This window comes from Acetobacteroides hydrogenigenes (assembly GCF_004340205.1).
In the GTDB taxonomy this organism is placed as follows: Bacteria; Bacteroidota; Bacteroidia; order Bacteroidales; family ZOR0009; genus Acetobacteroides; species Acetobacteroides hydrogenigenes.
Window position 1 is genome coordinate 23,437 of the sequence record NZ_SLWB01000021.1, and the last position, 19,413, is coordinate 42,849.

Below are 19,413 nucleotides of genomic sequence, written 5' to 3' on the forward strand. Positions count from 1 at the left end.
GATCCGCTACCACAACATCAAATCCTGTACGGTTAGGAATGAGTCTAGGTGCTTGCCAATAACACGAATGCGGATGCTCTTCACCTTTTTTCCGATGGTGGCGCTACCGGTTCCGTAGGTAAAGCCCGAAACGTTGGTAAAGTCGGTTCCGTTTTCCGAGATTTCGAGTGCACCATTGTTGAGGCTATAGCGCGAGGTTTGTGGAATACCCGTGCGCACCTCCAGCCTGCTAATAAAAATAGGCTCTTTGAGCTCGAAGGTAATGTAATCGCCATCTTTGGGGGCTTCAACCGAGGTGAAGGTGGTGCTTCTGTTCCAATCGGTAAGGTTGGTAAGCGGACTTTTGCTCTCGTTAACCTTGAGGTTGGTGGTTACGCTGACCTTAGGCTCTGTATATTCGCTTTTGCGGAGGATTAGGCTACCGTAGCTGTCGATGCTATCCTTTGCATGTACCTCCATCCTTAGCTTGTAGGTATCTTGGCTGCTAAAATTGTCGATGGCAAAGTGGTAGTAAGGTCGTCCGTTTTTCCCTCCTGCAGTGGCTAGATGCTCGTCGATGGCCACGATTTCGCTGTTGCGGACGATGGCAGCATTGCGTACCTCTACTGCTTTTGTTCCCTTTGTTGGACGAAGCTCCAGCTGCCAGTAGCCGTTGCTGTAGAGCACATCGGTAAGAGGGTACTCTACGGTCTTCCACTCGGTGCCTATGGTCGATGCATCCCACGATGCAAATGGTTGAGGTTCGGCTCCTGCAACGGTATTGCTCGATAGGGTATCGTTGAAGTAAACCTTTGTGCGAAGCAATTCGGGACTTGGGCATTTAAATGGTTGAGCGTATAGCGTCGAAGTGCTGGTTGGTTCGCTGGCATCGGTAGTGTAGCGAATCGTAGCACCTGTGTAGGGTTCTGCAATGGTTACCTCGCCCTTGCTAAAGGTGGCCGTGGCGGTTGGAACACGGAACTTGATATCCATGTTTGCCAATCGATGGAAGTGGTTGCTGGTAACGCGCTGGTTGAAATCGGCCCATTGGCGCTGCGCTTGTGGTGTCCAACCCACTTCGGCAATGGCGCAGATACGTGGGTACGACTGGTACTCTACGTAACGGGCAGGGCGGTCGAGGTATTCCGACCAAAGGGCTGCCTGAACGCCAAAGATGCGGCTGTTTTCTTCGGCTGATAGCTGCTGGTTGTTGAGCGGGTCGAAGGAGTAAACCCTTTCGAGGCTAACAATGCCTGCCCACCAGTGTCCGCGTTCGCCACGTGCTTGCGACATATCGAAGTAGCAGTACGATCCGGGGAGCATTATCACAGGATGCCCCTTTTGTGCGGCTTCGATTCCGGCATCAACACCCGTCCAAGCCATCACTCCGGTTTCGCTATCGAGCTTTCCGCCCTCCAAAATCTCATTCCAGCCCAGCATCTTCTTTCCTTTTTGGGTGATGATGGTTTGGACGCGCTTGATGAAGTAGTTCTGAATTTGATCAACCGAGGTCATGCCCATCTCCTTCATCAATTGTTGATCTCTTTGGCAGCTGCTCCAGTAGTTTTTGTTAACCTCGTCGCCGCCAATGTGGATATACGCAAATGGGAATAGCTTTGCCACCTCACCAAAGATATCGTCGAGCATCTTAAAGTTCTCCTCGCGTCCGGCACACCAAACATTTTGCTTTTCGCCCTGCACGCTACGGCTAGTATCGCCCGATTGGCAGAGCGTTTCGGGGTACGAGGCGGTAACGGCGCGGCTGTGACCGGGGATATCAACCTCAGGAAGTATGTTAACGTGGCGTTCGGCTGCGTAGCGAACAATCTCCTTGATCTCCTTTTGGGTATAGTAGCCGCCATAGCGGTTATCTCCCGAGCCAAATGAAGGCTGCAGCACCTCGTTCGGGCCACGCCATGCGCCCTTTTGGGTAAGCAACGGGTACTTTTTGATCTCGATTCTCCAACCCTGATCGTCGGTAAGGTGCCAATGGAAGATGTTGATCTTGTGCGCCGACAGCCAGTCGATGTACTGCTTTACAAAATCAGCGCTAAAGAACTGGCGCGAGCAGTCGAGCATCATTCCTCGCCATCCAAAACGGGGATAATCCTTGATGTCGGCTTGATCAACGCTCCATACTATGTTGTTTTGCTTGGAGTTTTGATAAATCTGAGCGGGAAGCAGCTGGCGAAGCGTTTGGCAGCCCCAGTATAGCCCGGCAGCATCGGCTCCGGTGATGGATATTCCCTTGCTATCGGCGTGAAGCTGGTAACCTTCGGCGGGAAGTCCAATCCCCTTGTTGATACTAAGGCGAATGCTGTTGCCCTTATCCTTTGAGGTTAGCTTTAGCGAGTAGCCTGTTGCGGGTTTAAGCATCTTTTGCAGCTTTTTCGCTTCCTCCTTTACCTCTTTTGTGCAGAAGATGGTAGTTTTTTCGTTTATGGTAAACGATTCGGTTCCGTAAGCTGCCGATACTGGCAGGGGAATAAGTGCTTTCTGAGGTTGAGCCTTTACAATCCCTCCTCCGGCAAGAAGCATTATGGCACAAGCGCCTGCAGTAATGCCCCATCGTTTTAGGAAGGAAGAATGATTCCTTTCGATTTTATTCATGATGTTACCAAATGGTGTCAGATTAGCCGGCAATTTAGCAAATGTGGTTCAACAAACTATGCCCAAGCCGGAAAGTTGAAAGTTATGATTGAAGAAAACGCAGCTGCTCGCCCTTGGTCCTAGGATAGCGTTAACGCTATTGCGCTAAACGGCTATTCTCCCTACAGGTTGGGTGATTACGAATATTCAAAAGCTGATGCTACCGGAATAGCGAGTGGTACCCAAAGGTGTACCCTAGTCCGAAGAAAACGCAGTTGGCTTCGTTTTGGGGAGTAAACTGTATGCCAAAGGTGGCGTTTATCCCTTTGTAGACATACGACTTTAGTCCAAGGTTGGTGCGGATAAAGCTGTTGCTGGAGTCGGGAGTAAAGATGTAGCCAATGGCTGCAAGCGCATTTATGTATCCCATGGGAAGTTCGGCTTTGCCAAAGATTCCGGCAGCAAATCTTTCGCGAGATGCCGATGGCTCGTAGCTGTTAACAAACTCTCCTGCGGATTCGTTGAGCGTGCGGGTAGCGGTGACGTTGCTGCTTTCGTCGTAAACAAGATGAAGCCCTGTGCCTATACGTAGGTAGTGGCTTCCCACGTACATTGCATAAAGGTAGAGGTCCATTGCCTTAAACGAGTGGTTTAGTATAACGGTGGAGTTGGTGTTTTCCACCTGCCCAAGGATTTGGCGCGAGGAGCAGGTTATTCCCAAATCGTATTCGATATGAGGCTTGGCTTTGGTTACCGATAGGTAGCTCTTTCCTACTTTGGGGCGCTCGTTAAACGACACGAGAAGATCGGTAAATCCTCCAACGGTATTTAGCCCTGCGTTGGGTAGGCGGTATGCTCCATCGGAAAAGTGGGCGTAGGTGGCGCCAAACCTAGCTTGTAGGTAACGGTTGATCCTATACTTAAAGAAGAAATCGATGCTGGCGTGGTAGTTGTTCTTTGCTCCAATTATTCTATTCGCCTGGTTTGTGGTAGAGTTGTATGGATTCCAGCCAACCGAGGCGCCTAGCTTTGCTTCGGTGCTAAACGAGAGATCGTGGCTAAGCTGGAGTATGCTTAGTCCATAGATGAGGTAAAGGGAGTAGGGATCGCCAAGTAGCTCCTGCATGTGGTAGTAGGGCTTGTAGGCTCCAACACCAAAGTAGGGTTTCCCGTAAAGAGCATCGATGAGCGTGCTACGATTGGCCGAAAACAGGAGGCTGGCCGAGGTGCTTTGGTACGCAGGAAAGCTTATGTTGTACTTTTCTACAGATCTTGGTCGGAATACATGCCCGGCACCTGCACCAACGGACGCTGCAAATGGGGCCCATCGAAGCGTTTGTGTGCTATCGGACGTTTGGGCTTCCGCTGTTTGGGTGGCGGAAAGCATCAAGATCAGAATGGTTAACATTACAACGTTGCGCTTCATCTGGTGCAGAATGGTTTGTAAGGCTATCCGGGCGAGGTTGTGTTTCCTGTCCTAATTATAGCTGATTTTTAGCTGATTTACTTCTTTTTGGTCGCTATTTTTTTTGCATTTCGTGCTATAATGCCCCCCCCGTTTATTTATGAGGATGTTAATATGTCAGATAATCAGTGGCGAAGCGATGTGGCGATGCAAACTATTTCTAAATTTGTCCCCTCGTTATAATTCTGAAATGAGCCAACAACAGATATTTCCTTGGGGCGATAGCCGTAGATTCAACTCCTACTCGAGATACTTTAAAAACCTTTTTGGCGAACGCGTGCAGAAGCTTACCATCGATGCCGGATTCACCTGTCCGAACCGCGACGGCAAGGTTGCCCGTGGCGGGTGCACCTTTTGCCTGAACGACGCCTTTAATCCTTCGTACTGCTCGCCCGAGAAGAGCATTCGCCAGCAGCTGGAGGAGGGAATAGAGTTTCATGTAAAGCGCTACCAGAAGGCTAGCCGCTACCTTGCCTACTTTCAGGCCTACTCCAACACCTATGCGCCACTCGAACGGCTAAAGGAGATCTACAGCCAAGCGCTGGATCTACCCGAGGTGGTGGGTATCGTGGTGGGAACTCGTCCCGACTGTGTGGACGAGGAGAAACTCGACTTCTTTGCCGAGCTATCGGAGAAGAAGTACGTAACCATAGAGTACGGCATAGAGAGCTGCTACAACGATACCCTCGAGCGGGTTAACCGTGGCCATACCTACGAGCAGGCTGTTTGGGCTATCGAGCAAACCGCTAAGAGACACATCAAGGTAGGGGCGCATATGATGTTCGGTTTTCCGGGCGAAACGCGCGCGCGAATGCTTGCACAGTCCGAGATACTATCGAAGCTGCCGCTGAATACCATAAAGTTTCACCAACTGCAGATCTTTAAGGGTACGCACATGGCTAAGGAGTACGAGCAGAACCCCAAGCAGTTCCGTTTCTTTGGCCTACAGGAATATATCGACTTCTTTGTTGAATTTCTGGAGCACTTAAACCCCAGCTTTGTAGTAGAGCGCTTTGCCGGCGAGGTTCCTCCGCGCTATCAGGCAGGTCCGGGATGGGGACTGGTACGTAATGAGCAGCTGGTTTCGATGCTCGACAAGCGCTTGGCCGAACTAGATACCTGGCAGGGACGATTGTTTGGGGCTTCCGAAAGGTAGTCGCCTAAGGGGGTAGGTAGCTTGTTGCAACTGCAAGGTTGAGGGATGCAGTTGCTCGACTATAATTATCCAACGCTTGGCAATAAACCGCAGGAGCTCCACTATAAGCCGCAGTAGCAAGATTGGTCATCTGTTTTCTAGCGTTAACGATTGCTATACTGCGAACATCTAGGCCATCTATTCGTTGTTGGGGTATTTTGGGATTTACACAATCAGTTATATTTGTGGCATTTCCTAAACGGGGGCATCCGAAATCAGAAATTGAGGAGATAGCAGCTCCCCGTAGGTATTTTGGATTTGATCTTGAGAGCAAAGAACCCAATCAGCAGAAATCATAAGAGGAGGTTACATGAAGGCAACGGTACTGTTTAAGGAGTTTTTTAATAGTGAAAAGGTTGGTGGTATGATGCTTATAGGCTGTACCGCCATCTCGTTGATTATCGCTAATACTAGTTGGGGTAGTGGCTACACCAATTTCTGGGAAACCTCCGTTGCTGGGCATTCCATTGGGCACTGGATTAACGATGGGTTAATGGCCATTTTCTTTTTGCTTATCGGGCTGGAGCTCGAGAGGGAAATCTATAAGGGTGAACTTTCGGATATAAAGGATGCCATGCTGCCCATTTTTGCGGCGATTGGCGGAATGCTAGTGCCTGCAGGGCTTTTTCTGATGCTCAACCATGGAACGCTAGGGCAAGATGGCGCTGGAATTCCTATGGCTACGGATATTGCTTTTGCCCTTGGGGTGCTATCGTTGCTTGGTCGAAGGATTCCAACCTCGCTAAAGGTATTCCTTACAGCCCTTGCTGTTATCGACGATCTCGGTGCTATTCTGGTTATAGCATTCTTCTATGCAAAAACGCTGGTGTGGGCAAATCTGCTGACTTCGCTCGGAATATTTGCCGGGCTTATCGTGCTAAATCGGCTGAAGGTGAAAAATCTTATTCCCTATATTGTTGGAGGCGTGGGCATGTGGTACTTTATGCTGCACTCGGGCGTTCATGCTACCATAACTGGGGTTCTGCTGGCGTTTGCCATACCGTTTGGTAGCGGAGGAAAGGAGTCGCCTTCGTACGTTCTTCAGCATATACTACATAAGCCTGTTGCCTTTTTGGTGCTGCCCGTATTTGCGCTGGCCAACACCGCCATTGTGCTAGAGTCTAATATTGTTGAGACGCTATCGCAAAGCTACAGCTTGGGTATTGCGCTGGGGCTTATCGTAGGAAAACCTCTTGGGATATTTGTGCTAACGCTAGCGGTGGTGAAGCTGGGTTGGTCGAAGCTCCCCGGTGATTTGACGTGGAAGTCGATATTTGGGGTAGGCTTGCTTGGTGGTATTGGTTTCACCATGTCAATTTTTATTACGCTGTTGGCCTTCGAGGATGCTGCAATTGTTAACAATGCCAAGCTGGCCATCCTTCTGTCGTCGTTGGGAGCGGGTGTGCTTGGCTACGTTGCGCTTAGCCGCATGTTTAGGACGGTTCAGCCCGAAGAGGATACAGAAGCTATTAGTTCCTCTTTAGAGCGTAGCTCCTATGCCATGCCCGAGAAGACCAAGGATTCTAGAATTCTAAAGAAGGAGGTCTACTCAGAACGATAGGGTGCAATTAAGCTACAGGTTGTATAGAGTCCTGTTCTAGAAAAAACAGTACTGATAGTAAGCATAACGTGCTTCTATAAGCCAATCAGTAAAGATATATCTTAGCTTGATACGCCTACATTTTGCAAAGGACTATCCGATATAAAAAAGAGAGCAGCACCTGTAACTAGGTGCTGCTCTTTAGTATTTTCAGAATAAGGTTTGGGCTTAGAATCCTCTGCCGAATAGGCCCCAGAAGCTACGCTCGAGCTCGGTCCAGCGCTGCATGGCGCTTCTGGAAAAGTCGTTGGAGTAGCGGGTAACCAGCTCGCGGGCCTCCTTGTTCTTTCCCTTCTTTACCAAATCCTTTACCTGCTCCTCAAGGGCTGGCTGTTCGGCGAGCGCCTTGGCTTCGAGAGCGGCAACTTCGGTTTCTATAGTCTTGCGGGTCTTTTGCCACTTTACGGTGGCCAGCTTGTTGGCCTTACGGAAGCTCCAAATTGCGGCATCTTCGCGGTAGCGATGCTGCCCACAGATGCTGTAGCTGTCGGGTAGCGACAGGTTGCCCGAGTAGATGGGCAGGCGGGGGCTTTGTCCAGGGTTGTCGAACGAGAACCAAGCTACGCCGCCAACTTCGTCGGGAAGCCAATCGCGGAGCTGGATAACCTCGGAGTAGGAGCACCAGGCCACCGAAACGGTGCGTTGAAACTCTACCGAACCAGGTTTAAGCGCGTTGTAAATGGCGGCTTCGTCTCGTCCCATCCAGGGGTTGGCGCCCTCGTAGAGTACGGTGTCCACCTTTTCTACCGATCCGTCCTTCTTGTAGGTGGTCTTTACCACCTTAAGGTTTTTGGTCATGTCGTAAAAGGTTCCCTCGTAGGTGGTGCGGTATAGGGCAAATACATCCTGTACTGATACCTTTTTCTCGGGCTTAACGGAGAAGGGGATTTCGTCGGCATCGAACTTGAGGTTGAGCGATGGCGCAAAGCTGCTTAGAACGAAGAAATCGCGTATGGTAAAGTTCTTTTTCGCTTGGCTATACGCTTTCCAAAACTTAAAGGGGGTGGTGCCATCCCAAAGCTTAAGGCGCAGCGCTACTTCCTGTACGTTGTCGGATGCCATAAAGTAGTTTGGGTTGCTTAGGTCGATCTCGCCAATGCGGGCAATGTTCGCCGAAATGCCCACGTGATCGTCGGGGATACGCTGGGCGGCCCAAACGCCACCGATGCGATCGGGACCTTCGCCAAATATTTCGAATTGCCAAACCTCATTTTTATCGGCAATGGTGATGCACTCGCCCCAATCTCCATATCCGTACTGCTTAACCAACTCCCCAATTAGTTTAATGGCTTGACGGGCCGAGGTGCATCGCTGAAGGGCTATGCGTTGGAGCTCCTCTATGTTGAACATCCCCTTTTCGTTTACCAGCTCCTTGCGGCCAACGATAGTAGTTTCACCAATGGCCAGCTGCTTCTCGTTGAGGCAGGGGTAGGCGGTGTTGAGGTAGGCAAAGGTTTGATTGACTTGTGGTATGGAGCCAGCCAGGGTAAGCCCATTATTGTCGGTTACGCTCTCGGTTTTTAGGCTACCCTTATACACAAGGTGCTTAGCGGTGTCGGGGTAGGTTGCGGCAGGCACAACGTTGAGCCAGGTGCGGTAGCTGCCATCGCAGGTGTGGCTGGTGATTACCGACTTGTCGGCCGAGGCCTTTTTGCCTACTAAGATGCTGGTGCAGGTTTCCCCAAAGTAGGGGTCGTCGGGCTGCGCGAAAGCGCCTATTCCGGTTAGTATTCCCAGCGATAAAAGTACTATTCCCTTAAATGATCTTTTCATCGTGATGCTATAGGTTACGTGTAAGTGCGGTTAGCGGTGCAATGCTAGCCATAATCCGCAACATTCGAAAAAGGAAAGCGATGTTTTTGGGCAGAAAGATGTGGGAAGAGAACGCTATTCTGTATTTAATCGGAAGTGGAGCATTGCTTAGCGGGATTAAAGGTTTTACAAACGTATAGAAGAACTTGTTCTCTTTGGATAAGGGAGCAGGGAATGGGAATCTCAGATGGCATGTCATGCACATTTAGCAGCAGCCTTTACATGAAGCACCAACAAATAAAAATAAAAAAAGCATCCTTCTCAGGGTGCTTTTTTTGACTTGGGATATGGTTGGATGCGGTTATTTAACCGCGGAGTAATCTTTTTTGCTGGAGGTAATTGGGCTGGTTGTTGGGCTAGCCCCTGACCAGTCATACTTAAGCTCTATAGTTCTACTTTCACCGTTTGGGTCGCTATAGGTAAGCATGATCTTTCGATTGGTTGCACCCTCTACCTGCAACGATGCAATGTTGAACGATACGATTCCTGACATCTGGTATCGCGCTTCGTCGTTGTAGGCATTCTGGCGGAATTGAAGGTTGGCTGCTTCGGGAGTGCTTAGGAACAAGTCGCTCTTTACCAGATTTACCATATGGCGCTTGTTGTACCCAAAGAATCGAAACTCGATGTTTAGGTAGCCCGAAGCAATCCAGGCGTTGGTAATTATCATCGGATCGTTACCTATGCTGTCGGCATTGGCTTCTGTGAGCGTAACTACCGGCTTCGTTAGTACCTCGTAAACGTCGTATAGCTTAATGTCGTGGTTGTAGTCGTTTGATCCATTTGTTAGAATGGAGTAGCCGGCAATAATACGCTGCCCCTCCTTTGGATTGTAAGTGGGGAAATTTGTTACTGCTGGCCAAACCTTATCGCCATTATCCAACAGTATGAAGAATGGCTGTGCATTGGGAGACACCTTCTGTATGGTTCCCATTTCAACCCAGTAGTTGCTTAACGAGCATTCGTTGTCGTTATCGCAGCTTGCCAACGACATTGCTCCAATTATGGTTAGAAGTAGAAAAATCTTTTTCATATCGGTTCTGATTTGGGACAGAGACATACTTTCAAAAATTGTGCCTAAGACAGGGCAAACGTCGGGAGGGGGATTGCTCTTATAGCTAATGATTCTAATACGACAATAAAAAAGGGGCAGGTTATTATAACCTGCCCCAAGTATGGTTCTAGCATTCCATTATTGCTTACTGTGCGTAAAGCGACGCAATATTAACAATAACTTCTTTTGCTTTTACAATAGATTCTAGAGGAACGTACTCAAATTTTCCGTGGAAGTTGTGCCCGCCTGCAAAGATGTTGGGGCAGGGTAGCCCCATGAACGATAGGCGAGCACCATCGGTACCACCGCGGATTGGCATTACGTGAGGTTTCACATCGGCCATCTCCATTGCCTTTATCGCATTCTCCACGATATGGTAGTGAGGTTCTACCTTTTCGCGCATGTTGTAGTACTGATCCTTTAGCTCTACGGTAACGGTTCCTGCTCCATAGCGCTGGTTCATGAATTCGGCGATGCGCTGCATCTCTATCTTCTTTGCCTCAAACTTGGTTCTGTCGTGGTCGCGGACGATGTACTGGAAGGTGGCATGCTCGACGGTTCCCTCGAACTTGGTGATGTGGAAGAAGCCTTCGTATCCGGTAGTGTACTCTGGGCGTTGGTTTACCGGAAGCATAGCGTTAAACTCCTGTCCGATTAGGATGGCGTTTAGCATCTTATCCTTGGCGTATCCGGGGTGGATGTTGCATCCCTGAATCTTTACGGTAGCACCAGCTGCATTGAAGTTCTCGAACTCCAGCTCGCCAATGGCTCCGCCATCTATGGTATAGCCAAAGTCGGCGTTAAACTTTTCTACGTTGAAGTAGTCTACACCACATCCAATCTCCTCGTCGTGCGAGAAGGCCACGCGGATATCGCCATGCTTAATCTCGGGATGCTCTACAAGGTACTCCATTGCCGACATGATTGCGGCAATACCGGCCTTGTCGTCGGCACCAAGAAGGGTGGTTCCATCTGTGGTGATGATGGTTTGACCAACGTAATTCTTCAGCTCTGGGAAGTCGGCAACCTTTAGGGTAATTCCGGTTTCCTTGTTTAGGATGATATCGTTGCCATCGTAGTTGGCTACAATCTGTGGCTTAATCTCCTTTCCGGGCATGTCTGGACTGGTATCCATGTGCGCCATGAAGAAGATGGTAGGCACCTTCTTGTCGGTGTTTGATGGAAGCGTTGCGGTAACGTAGCCGTGCTCGTCTACATCAACATTGGAAAGGCCAATAGTCTTAAGCTCGTCTTCGAGCATGTATCCCAACACGCGTTGCTTTTCTGTGCTGGGGTATGATTTCGATTCGGGGTCTGCTTCGGTATCTACCGCAACGTACCTCAAAAATTTGTCTAAGATATTTTCTGACATTATCTGGTTGTTTTAGTATTAAGGATAAAACGTCAATCTGATAAACAGGCATCTAGGTAACCTAAATCTGTTGCACCAAATCGACGTAATATTTTAATAAATGTTACTCCTCTTCGGGCTTAGCGCGCAGCGAATCCCAAATAAAGTAGCCGATAATAGCGGCGTACATTACAACTGCAAGGATTTGTGCTCCGTTACTTTCGGCCCATTCGGTAAAGGTTAGGTTGGCACCAAGGAATCGGATGATAGCACTAACAACGCCCATAAGCGCACCACCGGCAATAAAGCCCGATGCAATAAGGGTTCCACGTTCCTTGCGAGCCTTATTCACGCTTGAATTTTTCGAACGGGTTGCTACGATATGGGCAACAATACCACCAATTAGCAATGGGGTATTTAATTCGAGCGGGATAAACATACCCAAGGCAAATGCCAGTGCAGGAACACCAATCATGGTTAGGATAAGCGCTAGCATAGCGCCTGCTCCGTAAAGAATCCATGGTGCTGGCTGACCCGACATCATAGGCTCGATTACTGCTGCCATTGCGTTAGCCTGTGGGGCAACAAGCGCACCTTCGCCCGAGAATCCGTAGGTCTTATTAAGAACCATAATCACGCCGCCAACGGTTGCTGCCGAAACTAGCGTTCCGAGGAACTTAAAGGTCTCCTGCTTGCGGGGAGTCGTTCCAATCCAGTATCCGATCTTTAGGTCGGTGATAAAGCCCCCTGCCATCGATAGCGCCGTACAAACTACACCGCCAATAACCAGCGCAGCAGCCATTCCCTCGGTTCCCTTTAATCCAACCGAAACAAGAATGCCGGATGAGATGATAAGGGTCATAAGGGTCATACCCGATACAGGGTTGGTGCCCACAATGGCAATGGCGTTAGCCGCAACGGTGGTAAATAGGAATGCGATAACCATTACGATGGCTAAGCCAACCAGTGCATAGGTTAGGTTATGTACCACGCCAAACTGGAAGAATATGAATATGAGGATTGCCCCAACTATGGTCCCAAGTGCAATAAACTTCATTGATAGATCGCGCTGGGTGCGGGCAACGTTTTTATCTACAGCATGCTTTCCACCAAGTTCCTTTGCGGCAAGTCCAATGGCATTTTTGATGATGCCCGATGAACGAATTATCCCAATGATACCGGCCATGGCAATGCCGCCAATACCGATATTGCGAACGTATGCGCGGAAGATCTCTTCTGGAGTCATTTGTCCAAGAAGCTTCACGACGTTGGCTCCAACGGCAATGGTTTGCCCATCGGCAAAGTACGAGATCATAGGAATAAGCACGAACCAGGCTACAAACGATCCGGCGCAGATAATGGCGGCATACTTAAGTCCGATGATGTAGCCAAGACCAAGAAGCGCCGAGCCAACGTTCACCTTAAATACCATCTTTGCCTTATCGGCCAGCTCGGCACCAGCAGGGATAATGCGGGTGGTTACCACCTCGCTCCATGCGCCAAAGGTTGCCACTATAAAGTCGTAAAGACCTCCAACTAAGCCGGCAAGAACAAGAACCTTGGCCTGATTGCCACCTTTTGCACCCGACACCAGCACCTCGGTTGTTGCGGTTGCCTCTGGGAAAGGATACTTGCCGTGCTGGTCTGACACAAAGAACTTACGGAAGGGAATCAGGAATAGAATTCCAAGAACACCCCCAAACAGCGACGAAAGGAACACCTGAAAAAAGTGCACCGACAGCTGTGGGTACTTTGCCTGAAGGATGTAAAGCGCAGGTAGCGTAAAGATGGCCCCTGCAACAATTACGCCCGAGCTGGCGCCAATCGACTGGATGATGACGTTCTCGCCCAACGAGTTCTTACGGCCGGTAACGGTTGAGAGACCAACCGCAATAATGGCAATAGGAATGGCGGCCTCAAATACCTGCCCAACTTTTAGGCCTAGGTAGGCTGCTGCTGCCGAAAAGATAACGGCCATAACTAAACCGATAAGTAACGAGTAGGTGGTTACTTCGGGATACGTTTTCTTAGGCGACAAGATCGGCTCATATGCCTCTCCTTCCTTGAGATCGCGATATGCGTTCTCAGGCAAACCAATCGGTTTTTCTTCTGGATTGCTATGCATAGTGTTAAGTTTTTCGAATGATGCGGCAATATAGGGATTTCCTGCTTAGCTAGCCATTATAGTTTTGCTTTTTTTTTGCTGATTTTAGCTTTGTATTGGAGCTTTAGGGAAGAGCATGCTAAGATTGTAGTATGCTGGTTTTAGTTGTTTTGTGCGGTTGTGGTTTTCTAAATCATGAAAAGTAAGACGGGGTAAAGTGAACAATTATTGTAAGTTGTAGGTTCTCTGGTAGAATAGGCATTGTAAGGCTATTGTTGATAGATGCAGTATTTGTCTAAGTGTTGCAACTTCGAATACTTTTACTGTTTGAAAAAATGTCAAAACAAGCGTTAATGCTTTCGAAAACGGAACCCTACCAGTCTTATTGTTGTGTTAAAATTAAGTGGCTTGTGTAGAATTGTATGCTGTAATGCAACGACATGTTGTATTGTTATAGTCTTTAAATACAGGATTGTATGTTTTGTTTGATTTAGTAAATGGCTGTTCTGAAATTATTTTGTGTTAATACAATTAAGGCTTATTTGTAATCGGGTGTTTTTATTAAAATTACTAAATCAATTTTGTCAGTCGTTAAAATCATAATCGAGGTGATTTTCGGTTGTCGATTTGATGATGGCAAGTTTTGAATCTATTAGTCTTATAAAAAAAGTTAACCATGAGTAGAAAAAAGGTGAATGTAAAGCCTAAAGGGCTTGCTGTACCGTATTGTCTGCTGACTTTGGCGATGTTTTTACTGCTAAACCTCACCGCTGTCGCTCAGCAAATCACCGTAACCGGGAAGGTAAAGGATGCAAAAAATGGTGATCCAATTCCTGGAGTCTCAATTCAAGTAAAGGGAACAACTACCGGAACCGCTTCCGACATTGATGGTAATTTTACCATTAAGGCTCCCAACGCTAATTCTGTTGTTATTTTTTCGTTTGTTGGTTATCAAACTGTAGAGGTTCCTTTGAAGGGACAAAAAAGTCTACAGGTTTCACTAGAACCATCGACTCAGAGCATTGAAGAGGTCGTTGTAGTAGGTTATGGACAACAAACTAAGGTTAATCTTACAGGTTCTGTTGCCCAACTTAAGGGTAAGACCCTTCAAGATAGGCCTATTTCCAATGTTTCTCAGGCTATGCAAGGTATGATGCCTGGTGTTACTATCACTTCAGGACAAGGTCGCCCTGGACAAGATGCTGGAACAATCCGTGTTCGTGGAGTTGGAACGCTCAACAATGCAAATCCTTACATTTTAATTGATGGAGTGGAGTCTGGTTCGATGAATCAGCTAGATCCAAACGATATTGAATCAATCTCTGTTCTAAAGGATGCTGCATCTGCGGCAATTTACGGTTCAAAAGCATCTAATGGTGTTATCTTAATTACTACCAAGAGAGGTAAAGAAGGTAAGCCTGTAACAACTTACAATGGTTATGTTGGTTGGCAAACCCCTACCACAATGATTGATAGGTTAAGTTCAGCTGATTATGCGACTCTATACAATCAAGCTCGAATCGCAGAAGGTAAGGCGGCGAGATTTACTGATGCTGAAATTCAAAAGTTCCGCGATGGATCCGATCCAAACTACCCAAATACCGATTGGTATGATCTAGCTTATAGGACAGGATTTCAACAAAACCATAATGCAAGCGTTACCGGCGGTAGCGAAAATGCAAAGTATATGGTTTCTGCTGGATATTTGAACCAGACAGGTATTCTTCCAAACTCTGGGCGTGAGCAGTTTAACGGACGTAGCAACGTTGACATTAAGCTGAACGACAAGTTCTCTGCAAAAATGAATCTTGCTTACATCAAGAATGACTATAAGGATGCGAATAGCACTTATGCTCCTGGTAGCTCCGATCAGATTATTCGTCAGCTAAACCTTATTGCACCTTGGATTGTAAACAAGCGTGCAGACGGTACCTATGGCACTATTGGTGATGGTAACCCTATTGCATGGCTCGATTCTGGTCAGTCTGTGGATAGATACAACCAAAACTTTACAGGAATGGTTGGCTTAGACTACAAGGTGATTGATGGCCTTAAGCTTTCTGCAACTGGATCGTATGTGAGCAACAATCAGGATTATGTAATGTTTGTAAAGGATATTCAGTATAATCCAAATAAGTATCATGGTCCAAATAGCTTAACCGAGGCCACCTATGCTTGGAATCGTTCAAGTTTTGATGGACTTGCAAACTACGACAAGACATTTGGATCGCACGGCGTTAAGGTTATGTTGGGTTACCATGCGGAAAAGTATGACTACAAAGAAAAGACTGCATATCGTTCGAACTTCCCTAACAATGTTTTGACCGATATGAATGCTGGTGCTGAATCTACCATGAAGAATTCAGGATATACCCGCGAACTTTCTATGATGTCGTACTTCGGTCGTTTAAACTACGACTTTAAGGGAAAATATCTGTTTGAGGCAAATTTCCGTGCCGATGGATCTTCTCGCTTTAGCCCAGATAACCGTTGGGGATACTTCCCTTCATTGTCTGCAGGATGGCGTATTTCTGAGGAATCTTTTATGGAAAGCCTACGAGGAACTCTTTCAAATCTTAAGTTCCGTGCATCATGGGGTAAGCTTGGTAACCAAGACGCACTTGGTGATTACTACCCTTGGCAGACAACTTATTCGATTGGAGAAAACTATCCTTTCGATGGAGCACTTGCAACAGGTATTGCACAAACTTCATTTAAGAACTCCGAAATTTCATGGGAAGAGGCTCGTACATACGGTTTTGGTGTTGATGCAGGGCTGTACAACAAGATCAACCTAAGCATTGACTACTACGATCGTAAAACTACCGGAATTATCATGAGCGTTCCAGTTCCCGAAACCTTTGGCTTAGGTGCTTACCAGGCCAATGTTGGGGCAATGCAAAACCGTGGTATAGAAATTTCTGCTAGCTATCAAGACAAGTGGGGGGATGTTACCTTTTCTGCAAATGGAAACATTTCGTACAACAAGAACGAAATTCTTGATCTAGGTGGTGTTACCCGAATGATTGAGGGCAACTCGATTAAGCAAATCGGAAATGCACTAAACTCATACTATGTGTACGAGTCTAATGGCTTGTTCCAATCGCAGGAAGAGGCGGATGCCTTTACTGCTAAGTATGGCAACCCATTTGGAAAGAAGTTTAAGGCCGGCGACCTTCGATATAAGGATGCTAATGGCGATGGTAAGCTCACTGCGGATGACCGCGTGATTGCAAACTCTACCGATCCTAAGTACATCTTTGGTTTGAATCTTTACTCAGAATGGAAGGGTATTGATCTTTCGATGACCTTTGCAGGTGCATCTGGCGTTGCCCGTTTCTACAACAACGAGGTTTTCGGAGAATTCTCTGGTGATGCTCAGCATCCTTCCACCGTATGGCTTGATGCTTGGTCTACAACTAATAAGGGCGGGTCGTATCCTCGTGTAGCAGAGGCTCGTGTTTCTGCAAGCAACCCTTACAATGTTGCCTCTACCTTCTGGATTCAAAATACCAGCTACCTAAGATTGAAGAATGTTCAGGTTGGATACACTATCCCTGCTCAAATGCTTAAGAAAATCGGAATCTCTAGGTTTAGAGTTTACCTATCGGGCGAAAACTTGTTGACTTTCGATTCTTTGGATTTCAATGTTGATCCTGAAGCTCCTGCTGGACGCGGATCGAACTATCCTCTTATCAAGACAACCTCTCTTGGTGTTAACTTAACATTCTAAAAACTCGCAAAATGAAAAAATTACTCTTTATATTTCTGAGCATTGGGATGCTTAGCTCGTGTTCAGAGTTTATGGATACGGTTCCTAGTGATGCTCTCTCTCCTGCTACCTTCTGGAAAACTGAAAAGGATGCCAAGGATGCTGCTATAGGCTGTTATAGCGGTTGGATTAATGGCGATGATGTGTTCTACTGGGATTGCACCTCTGATATTTCATTTAACTATCACACGCACGAAGGGTACCGAAATATTGGAAATGGAACAATAAGCGCGGCAAGTACAGGGCATGGTTTTTACGACTACACCACCATCAGACGTTGTAATACCTTCCTGGAAAATGTTGAATCTATTAAATTTGCTAATGATGCAGATAAGAAAGATTTGATAGCACAGGTTCGTGCAATTCGTGCGTACCAGTACTTCTTGATGAACTTCTGGTATGGTGGTGTACCCATCATCAAAAATTACAGCTCTGCTGCAGAGGCTCAGGTTGCTCGCAACAGCGAGGCTGAGGTCAAGAAGCTTGTTTACGACGAGCTAGACGCGCTTATTCCAGATCTTAAGGCAGCACCATCGCAGGTGGGACGAATCGCCAAAGGAACCGCTTTGGCTATAAAGATGCGTTCTGCGCTATACTGGGGCGACTATCAACGTGCTTTGGATGCAGCTCACGAAATCCAAGCGCTTAAAATGTACGACCTTGAGCAAGGAAAGAATGGCTATTCAAAGCTGTTTACCCTCGAAGGAAAATCGTCGAAGGAAATTATCTACTCTGCCCAGTATGTTGTAAACACATGGTCTAACTGGATTATTGGTGCAATGTACAACAACGGAGACGGAGGATGGTCGTCAATCGTTCCAACTCAAAACCTTGTTGACATGTACGAGATGGCCGATGGCCTTACAAAGGAGGAATCTGCGGCTTACGATCCTACTCATCCATTTGCAGGTCGCGACCCTCGTATGGCTATGACAATTATTTTCCCTGGACAGAATTGGAATGGAGATATTCTTAATACCCTCGACAAAACTGTTGGTGGAAAGTCTAATCCAAACTTCTACGATGCTGCTGATAATGCTTCTAAAACGGGGCTAACCTACGCAAAGTATCTAGCACCATTCTCTCAATACGCTGATATGTGGAATACCGATGCATGTCCAATTGTATTCCGTTATGCAGAAGTGCTGTTGACTATTGCGGAGGCAAAGCTCGAGCTAAATAAGGCGGTTGATGCCGAAATTTACGATGCTCTTGATGCTGTTCGTACCCGTGCCGGAATGCCTGCTGTTGATAGGGCAAAGTACGGTTCTGTTGAAAAGCTTCGCGAGCTTATTCGTCGTGAGCGCTGTATTGAGTTCGCTGGCGAAGGTTTAAGACGTGCCGATATCGTTCGTTGGAAAGATGCTTCGGGCAAAATGGTTGCCGAAACCGTTCTAAACGGCGATCTATACCGTGCGATTGGTACCATCAACACCGCCGAAACAGATCCTTACAAGCGTGCTGTAATTACTTTGCCAACTCCAGATAATGCGTCGTTGCGTAAGGTCGAAACGCGTGCTTTTGCACCTAAGAATAGGTATTTACCATTCTCTCAAAGTGCCTTGGATAAAAATCCTAAGCTTAAGCAGAACGATGGATATTAGAATATTCTAGTAAACAGATATAAGAGGTTGCCCCAAAGGCAGCCTCTTTTTTTTTACCAGAAGGCTGGTGCCCCCATTTATCCAATGCTACCGCTCCCTTTTCAGGATGCTGTACACCTCAAGGTCTGTAAAAACGCCGCCAACCAGCAGCTCGCCATCGCGCTCAACGCCTTCGAGCGTAAACCCGAGCCGTTGAGGGATGCGCTTGCTTCGGATATTACCAGCTGCGCATCTTATTTGGATTCGGTTCATGGCCATATTGTCAAATGCGTAGCTCATCAGCCTCCGTACCGATTCGGTTACAATACCCTTTTTCTGGTACCTTTCCGAGATCCAGTAGCCGATCTCCGTTTTCCGATTCGGCCAATCGGTATCCTTAAAGCCCACCAACCCTACCAGCCGATCGTCGTAGCGGATGGTAAAAACCAAGTCGCGGTGCTCCTGGGGCGCATCGATAACCGATTTGATGTACTGCTCCGAGTCTTCCACCTTTCGGGTGAAATCCACAAATGGCAACCATGTCCTTAGGTAGCCTCTTTGGCCGTCAATCGCCTCAAAGATATCGGAGGCGTCAGCGAGCTCTAGCGGCCTTAGCGCTATAGCATCGTTTACCTTTAGTGCTTGCATCCTGTTTATTTTTATGGTATTCTGATTCTTTTTTTTGGGGGTATCCTGATTTTTCCCCAAGGATGGCTTTAGCCTCCCATAGTTTTTAGCCTTTGCCGGATTCGCAGCTTTAGTCGTTTGCTTTACACCTCTGCTGCTATTCTCGCAGTAGCATCTGTCCTCATAGCCGTCAGATACTATGATTAAATCCAAGGATTACGATCATTTTTTTATCTTTGCAGCAACCAAAAGAAGGCTAAAGCCGATTCGTTAGGCCGAAGT

Annotated in this window: 11 protein-coding genes; 4 read left to right on the top strand and 7 right to left on the bottom strand. The window is 47.4% G+C overall.

The window, feature by feature from the left end; genetic code table 11:
• Positions 1-6 precede the first annotated feature (6 nt).
• Positions 7-2,589, bottom strand: coding sequence for a beta-N-acetylhexosaminidase (locus CLV25_RS15205; protein WP_131840524.1), 2,583 nt, complete (start codon positions 2,587-2,589; stop codon positions 7-9).
• Between the two features lie 199 nt (positions 2,590-2,788).
• Positions 2,789-3,994, bottom strand: coding sequence for an acyloxyacyl hydrolase (locus CLV25_RS15210; protein ID WP_131840525.1), 1,206 nt, complete (start codon positions 3,992-3,994; stop codon positions 2,789-2,791).
• 229 nt (positions 3,995-4,223) lie between these two features.
• Between CLV25_RS15210 and CLV25_RS15215 the strand changes: the two genes are divergently transcribed.
• Both CLV25_RS15215 and nhaA read left to right on the top strand, forming a co-directional pair.
• Positions 4,224-5,189: a TIGR01212 family radical SAM protein gene (locus CLV25_RS15215; protein ID WP_131840526.1), complete on the top strand. Its 966-nt coding sequence runs from the start codon at positions 4,224-4,226 to the stop codon at positions 5,187-5,189.
• 349 nt (positions 5,190-5,538) lie between these two features.
• Entirely contained in the window at positions 5,539-6,789 is a 1,251-nt protein-coding gene (gene nhaA, locus CLV25_RS15220) for a Na+/H+ antiporter NhaA (RefSeq protein ID WP_131840527.1), read from the top strand.
• Between the two features lie 207 nt (positions 6,790-6,996).
• Here the strand turns inward: nhaA and CLV25_RS15225 are convergent, their stop codons facing one another.
• The 4 genes from CLV25_RS15225 to CLV25_RS15240 form a co-directional block, all read right to left on the bottom strand.
• On the bottom strand, positions 6,997-8,601 hold the full coding sequence (locus CLV25_RS15225; protein ID WP_131840528.1) for a dipeptidase: 1,605 nt from the start codon (positions 8,599-8,601) through the stop codon (positions 6,997-6,999).
• 340 nt (positions 8,602-8,941) lie between these two features.
• On the bottom strand, positions 8,942-9,673 hold the full coding sequence (locus tag CLV25_RS15230; protein ID WP_165877109.1) for a NigD1/NigD2 family lipoprotein: 732 nt from the start codon (positions 9,671-9,673) through the stop codon (positions 8,942-8,944).
• Positions 9,674-9,839: 166 nt separating this feature from the next.
• On the bottom strand, positions 9,840-11,066 hold the full coding sequence (pepT, locus tag CLV25_RS15235) for a peptidase T (RefSeq protein ID WP_131840530.1): 1,227 nt from the start codon (positions 11,064-11,066) through the stop codon (positions 9,840-9,842).
• Positions 11,067-11,169: 103 nt separating this feature from the next.
• Entirely contained in the window at positions 11,170-13,170 is a 2,001-nt protein-coding gene (locus CLV25_RS15240) for an OPT family oligopeptide transporter (RefSeq protein WP_131840531.1), read from the bottom strand.
• A 724-nt stretch (positions 13,171-13,894) separates the two neighbouring features.
• Here CLV25_RS15240 and CLV25_RS15245 point away from each other — a divergent pair.
• Together CLV25_RS15245 and CLV25_RS15250 are read left to right on the top strand one after the other, a co-directional pair.
• Entirely contained in the window at positions 13,895-16,882 is a 2,988-nt protein-coding gene (locus CLV25_RS15245; RefSeq protein ID WP_243649648.1) for a SusC/RagA family TonB-linked outer membrane protein, read from the top strand.
• A gap of 11 nt (positions 16,883-16,893) precedes the next feature.
• Complete coding sequence (locus CLV25_RS15250) at positions 16,894-18,525, top strand: RagB/SusD family nutrient uptake outer membrane protein (RefSeq protein WP_131840533.1); 1,632 nt, start codon at positions 16,894-16,896, stop codon at positions 18,523-18,525.
• A gap of 87 nt (positions 18,526-18,612) precedes the next feature.
• Here CLV25_RS15250 and CLV25_RS15255 read toward each other — a convergent pair whose 3' ends face one another.
• Positions 18,613-19,344, bottom strand: a complete 732-nt coding sequence (locus CLV25_RS15255; protein WP_243649646.1) for a GNAT family N-acetyltransferase — start codon at positions 19,342-19,344, stop codon at positions 18,613-18,615.
• Between the last annotated feature and the right edge of the window lie 69 nt (positions 19,345-19,413).

Excerpts from the sequence above, each read along its gene's own strand:
- CLV25_RS15205 (WP_131840524.1), bottom strand. The coding sequence starts at position 2,589 with ATGAATAAAATCGAAAGGAATCATTCTTCCTTCCTAAAACGATGGGGC.
- CLV25_RS15210 (WP_131840525.1), bottom strand. The coding sequence starts at position 3,994 with ATGAAGCGCAACGTTGTAATGTTAACCATTCTGATCTTGATGCTTTCC.
- CLV25_RS15215 (WP_131840526.1), top strand. The coding sequence starts at position 4,224 with ATGAGCCAACAACAGATATTTCCTTGGGGCGATAGCCGTAGATTCAAC.
- nhaA (WP_131840527.1), top strand. The coding sequence starts at position 5,539 with ATGAAGGCAACGGTACTGTTTAAGGAGTTTTTTAATAGTGAAAAGGTT.
- CLV25_RS15225 (WP_131840528.1), bottom strand. The coding sequence starts at position 8,601 with ATGAAAAGATCATTTAAGGGAATAGTACTTTTATCGCTGGGAATACTA.
- CLV25_RS15230 (WP_165877109.1), bottom strand. The coding sequence starts at position 9,673 with ATGAAAAAGATTTTTCTACTTCTAACCATAATTGGAGCAATGTCGTTG.
- pepT (WP_131840530.1), bottom strand. The coding sequence starts at position 11,066 with ATGTCAGAAAATATCTTAGACAAATTTTTGAGGTACGTTGCGGTAGAT.
- CLV25_RS15240 (WP_131840531.1), bottom strand. The coding sequence starts at position 13,170 with ATGCATAGCAATCCAGAAGAAAAACCGATTGGTTTGCCTGAGAACGCA.
- CLV25_RS15245 (WP_243649648.1), top strand. The coding sequence starts at position 13,895 with ATGTTTTTACTGCTAAACCTCACCGCTGTCGCTCAGCAAATCACCGTA.
- CLV25_RS15250 (WP_131840533.1), top strand. The coding sequence starts at position 16,894 with ATGAAAAAATTACTCTTTATATTTCTGAGCATTGGGATGCTTAGCTCG.